Source organism: Kitasatospora sp. NPDC059571 (assembly GCF_042735675.1).
Lineage (GTDB): Bacteria > Actinomycetota > Actinomycetes > Streptomycetales > Streptomycetaceae > Kitasatospora.
The window spans coordinates 1-3,972 of the sequence record NZ_JBHWBW010000616.1; the positions used below are offsets into that span (position 1 = coordinate 1).

The 3,972-nt window shown below is 74.8% G+C and carries 4 protein-coding genes; all 4 read right to left on the minus strand.

The window, feature by feature from the left end; all coding sequences use genetic code 11:
* Positions 1 to 28: 28 nt before the first annotated feature.
* The 4 genes from ACFV0G_RS36625 to ACFV0G_RS36640 all read right to left on the minus strand — a co-directional run bounded on the left by ACFV0G_RS36625 (position 29) and on the right by ACFV0G_RS36640 (position 3,765).
* Complete coding sequence (locus tag ACFV0G_RS36625; protein ID WP_380557258.1) at positions 29 to 535, minus strand: hypothetical protein; 507 nt, start codon at positions 533 to 535, stop codon at positions 29 to 31.
* Positions 532 to 1,530, minus strand: coding sequence for an SCO0930 family lipoprotein (locus ACFV0G_RS36630; RefSeq protein ID WP_380557261.1), 999 nt, complete (start codon positions 1,528 to 1,530; stop codon positions 532 to 534). The genes ACFV0G_RS36625 and ACFV0G_RS36630 overlap by 4 nt, the downstream gene beginning before the upstream one ends.
* Positions 1,531 to 1,681: 151 nt before the next feature.
* Positions 1,682 to 3,118 (minus strand): NADH-ubiquinone oxidoreductase-F iron-sulfur binding region domain-containing protein, encoded by a 1,437-nt coding sequence (locus ACFV0G_RS36635; protein WP_380557264.1) that lies wholly within the window; start codon positions 3,116 to 3,118, stop codon positions 1,682 to 1,684.
* Positions 3,115 to 3,765 (minus strand): hypothetical protein, encoded by a 651-nt coding sequence (locus ACFV0G_RS36640; RefSeq protein ID WP_380557267.1) that lies wholly within the window; start codon positions 3,763 to 3,765, stop codon positions 3,115 to 3,117. Before ACFV0G_RS36640 ends, ACFV0G_RS36635 begins: the two co-directional genes overlap by 4 nt.
* Between the last annotated feature and the right edge of the window lie 207 nt (positions 3,766 to 3,972).

Here is a 3,972-nt window from a genome sequence, read left to right on the forward strand (position 1 = left end):
CCCGCCCCGTTGTCGCTGTTGAGTCCGATCAGCCACTGCCGGTGGGCGCATGCGCCGCATCGGTGTGGTCGGTGTGCTCGCCGTGGCCGGTGTGGTCGGCACCGTTGACGATCGTGCCGCCGAGCAGCCCGTGCAGGAGGTCCGCGGTGGCATCCGACAGCACCACCACCCACCCGTCACCCACCAGGTACGAACCGCCGTAGGCCTTGGCCTCCGTGGTCCAGGCGTCCTGGGCGCCCGCGGTCGGGAAGGTCGCGATCCAGACCTCCTCCCCGCCCGAGGTGCACAGGCCCTGGCGCAGGTCGGCCGCGTCGGCGGTGATCTCGGCCGTGCAGCCGATCCGGCGGGCCAGGTCCTCCACCGAGCTCCGGGCGGGCCCCGGTGCGGCTTGCGAGGTTCCGGCCAACCCGCCCGCCCCCCAGAGGAGTTCGGCGACTCCCAGGAGGAGCAGGACGAGCAGTGCGGTCCACCGCAGCGCGGCGCGGACGGTGCGGTCGGTGGCGGCCGGTACGAGGAAGGTGTCCTGGGGCCTCACTTGCCGGCCGGCTTGCCCTGCGGGTTGATGGCCGTCCAGGCGCCGTTGGCCAGCCCGTTGCCGAGGGCGTCGCCGTAGCCCTGGTCACCCGTGTAGGTGTACGCGGGCGTGCAGTTGATGCTCAACTGCCAGGTGCCGTCCGGGCGCTGCATCTTGCCGATCAGCTTCGGGTCCACGCCCTTGATCTTGCGGGGGTCCACCGGGGGCGCGGGCGTCCACGTCTTGAGGCAGTCCCCCACGCAGTTGGATCGCATGGGCCAGGCGGTGTCCTTGGCGAAGTGGTACAGCGTCCGGCCGTTGGCGTCCACCATGATCGGGCCGAGCTGGGGGTGCATCATGACGGAGAGCTGCACCCCGGACGCGCTCTGGGAGGGCTGCGGCATGGCGGTGGCCGGTGCCGTCGACGCCGGAGCCGTGGCGCCGGCGGCCTTGGCCTTGGACCCGTCGGGCGCCAGGGCGTTCCACGTGCCGCCCACGCCCTGGCCCTTGGTGTCGCCGGGCGCGGTGTCCTGCGCGTAGCGGTAGGCGGGCCAACCGCCGACCGTCAGCTGACGCGTGCCGTCGGCCCGGGTGATCTCGCCCAGCTTGCCCGGGTCGATGCCCGTGCCCGCCATGGTGTTGGCGTCGTTGATCACGGGCGGCCAGGTGGTGGCGCAGGTCCCGGCGCAGTTGGAGGTCGGCGGCTTGGCGGTGTCCTTGTCGAACCGGTACAGGGTGAAGCCCTGGCCGTCCGTCAGCACCGGGCCGAGCTTGTCGTCCACCCGGACGGCGAGCTGCCCGCCGGGCTTGCCGTTGCCGGCCGCCGCCGAGGGCGACGCGTCGCCGTAGCCGCCGTAGGCACCGGCCGGGGACGGCGCCGCGCCGGCCAGCTGGGCGGGGTCGGAGGCCCCGTAGGAGGGAGTGGCACTGCTGTTGCCGCTCCCGAAGGCCGCCATGAGCAGGAGGCCGGCCAGGAGCAGGCAGACCGCCACGAGTCCGTATCGTTTCGTCGTCAAGATCTTCCTTGCCTTTCCATCGGTGGAGCCTGGGTATGCAGGGACGTTCGGGTACAGGTGGGGACGGCAGGTTCGGGGCAGGACAGGCGGGGCGGGGCAGGAGAGCGGATTCAGCCGGGGACGGCAGGGCCGGGCCGTCCGTGGGCCGGCGCTACTGGATCCGCAGCGCCAGCGCGGGACACCGGTCGACCGCGCGGGCCGCCTGCTGGAGCAGCTGCGGCGGCACCGGCATCACGCCCGCGGCGGGGAAGCCGTCCGCCTCCAGGCTGATGACCTCGGGCAGGACGCTGGTGCACAGCCCGTGGGCCTCGCAGAGCGTCCAGTCCACGACGATGGTTCCGGCGCTCTCGACGACCGGCATCGGGAGCACGTCCTGGACGGACCGGCCGCAGCCGTACTGGTAGGCGTGCAGCTGCAGGTCCTCGTCGAAGACCTCCATCGCCGAGGCCACGAACCGGGAGGCGGCGTCGGGGTGGCTGCACGCACCCCGGCCGGTGACCGCCCGCATCCGGCTCTCGACCGCGTCCAGGGCGGGCCGGCCGCCGCCCCGCACCACCCCCTCCAGGGCTTTGACCAGGGCGGGCAGCCCGAGGTAGCACGGACCGCACTGGCCGGCGGTCTCGTCGGCCATCCAGCGGGCGACCCGGAGCGCCTCGCCGAGCGGGCAGGTGGTGGGCGGCAGCGGCAGGATCGCACCGGCGCCCAGTGCCCCGCCGAGGCTCTGGAAGGACTGCCGGGAGACCACGGCCTTGGCGGCGGCCTCGGGCGTCAGCCACTTGCCGTGGTAGCCGCCGACCAGGACGCCCTGCCCGATCTCCATGCCGAACATGCCGAGCAGTTCGACGAGCGGGACGCCGGTGGGCGACTCCACGACCTGGGAGCCGGCCAGGGTGAGCAGGACCGTCCCGGGTTCGGAAGGGAGGCCGTTCTCCCGGTAGGGCAGCGCCCCGAGCCTGGCCGCGACGGCGAGTTGCGCGTAGGTCTCGGCGTTGGACAGCAGAGTGGGCAGGCCCCCGACCCCGCTGTCGCTGGTCCGTACACCGCCGCCGCGCGGGAGGGCGATGCCGCTGGTGATGCCGCGGGCCAGCGCGCTCCCCTCCCCCGAGACGAACCGCTCGGGCAGCCGGACGACGTTGACCGGCAGCGGCATCGCGCGCCGTTCGGCCAGCGCGGTGCGCAGCGACTGCTCGGTGTCGGCCCGGGTGACCCCGAGCACCACCTGGTCGGCGTCCAGCGCGTCCGCGGCCAGCAGGGCGCCGTCCACGACGAGGTGGGGGGTCCGCAGCAGCAGTGCGGCGTCCTTCAGACAACTCGGTTCTCCTTCCGTTCCGTTGACCACCACGACCGGGCGGCTGCGGCGTCGGGCGGCCGCCTTGACGACAGCCCGAAGCTTCCTCGCGAACGGGAAGCCGGCCCCGCCCCGGCCGCGCAGGTTGACGTTCTCGGCCAGGTCGGCCAGCTCGTCGGCCGACATCGCCGGCAGTCCGCCGTGGACGACCAGGTGGGCGCGGTAGTCCAGTTGCTCGGTGTGCTCCAGGCCCGCGAACAGGACCGGCCTGCCGAGCCACGCGATCGGTGCGCCGTTCATCCGTCCTGCCGCCGCCGTCCGGTTCCGGCGGAGGCCGTCGGCCGGCCGGGCGGTTCGGGCCGGACCGGGCCGGCGGGCCGGCGCGGGTTTCCGCGGTCCTGGAAGGCCAGCCGGATCCCGAGCACGATGATCACGCCCACCACGGCCGCGCAGTACAGGACGGACACCCAGGGGGCGGGCAGCCGACCGGCGTTGAGCCCGTGGATCAGTGCGGCGCCCCAGGCCGGGTAGGCGCAGATGTGGACGATCCGCCACCGCCGTGCCTTGCCGGTGCGGACCAGCAGCCCGCGGGCGGCTCCGGCGAGGGCCACCGCGATGAACAGGTAGGCGGCCACCACCCCGAGGCCGTAGAGCATCGGTTGGTGCGGATCGGTGAACGGCACGAAGGCCGCGAGGGCGCCGATCCGGTCCTGGATCAGGTTCATCCAGACGTGCAGCACGAGGAAGACCACGCCGGCGATGCCCATCGCCCGGTGGATCGCCTGGGCGGCCAGACGGTGGACCGGATGCAGGAGCAGCCGGTCGGTCGCGGCGAGTCCCCACAGGACGGCGGAGGAGAACGACACCAGGGCGAGGACCCCGGCGGCGACGCCGAGGAACGCCTGGAGGGCGCCGTTGACGGCCACGGCCGCCAGGCCCAGCCCCATCGTCAGCAGCGGAAGCAGGGACCACCCCCTGGGGGTGGCCCCGCCCCCCCCCACCGGCCGGGGGCCCCGCGGGGCGGCCCCCCGCGCGGCGGCGCGGGCGCGGGGCGCGGGGGCGCCCCGGGTGGGGGGGTGGGTGGGGGGCTGGGGGGCGGGGGGGGTCCCGCCCCGGGGGCGGGGGGGGGGGGGGGGGGGGCCCCCCCCCCAGGG

What these genes read in the sequence shown, in the direction of transcription:
- ACFV0G_RS36635 (WP_380557264.1), bottom strand. Translation starts at nt 3,118, where the DNA reads ATGAACGGCGCACCGATCGCGTGGCTCGGCAGGCCGGTCCTGTTCGCG.
- ACFV0G_RS36640 (WP_380557267.1), bottom strand. Translation starts at nt 3,765, where the DNA reads ATGGGGCTGGGCCTGGCGGCCGTGGCCGTCAACGGCGCCCTCCAGGCG.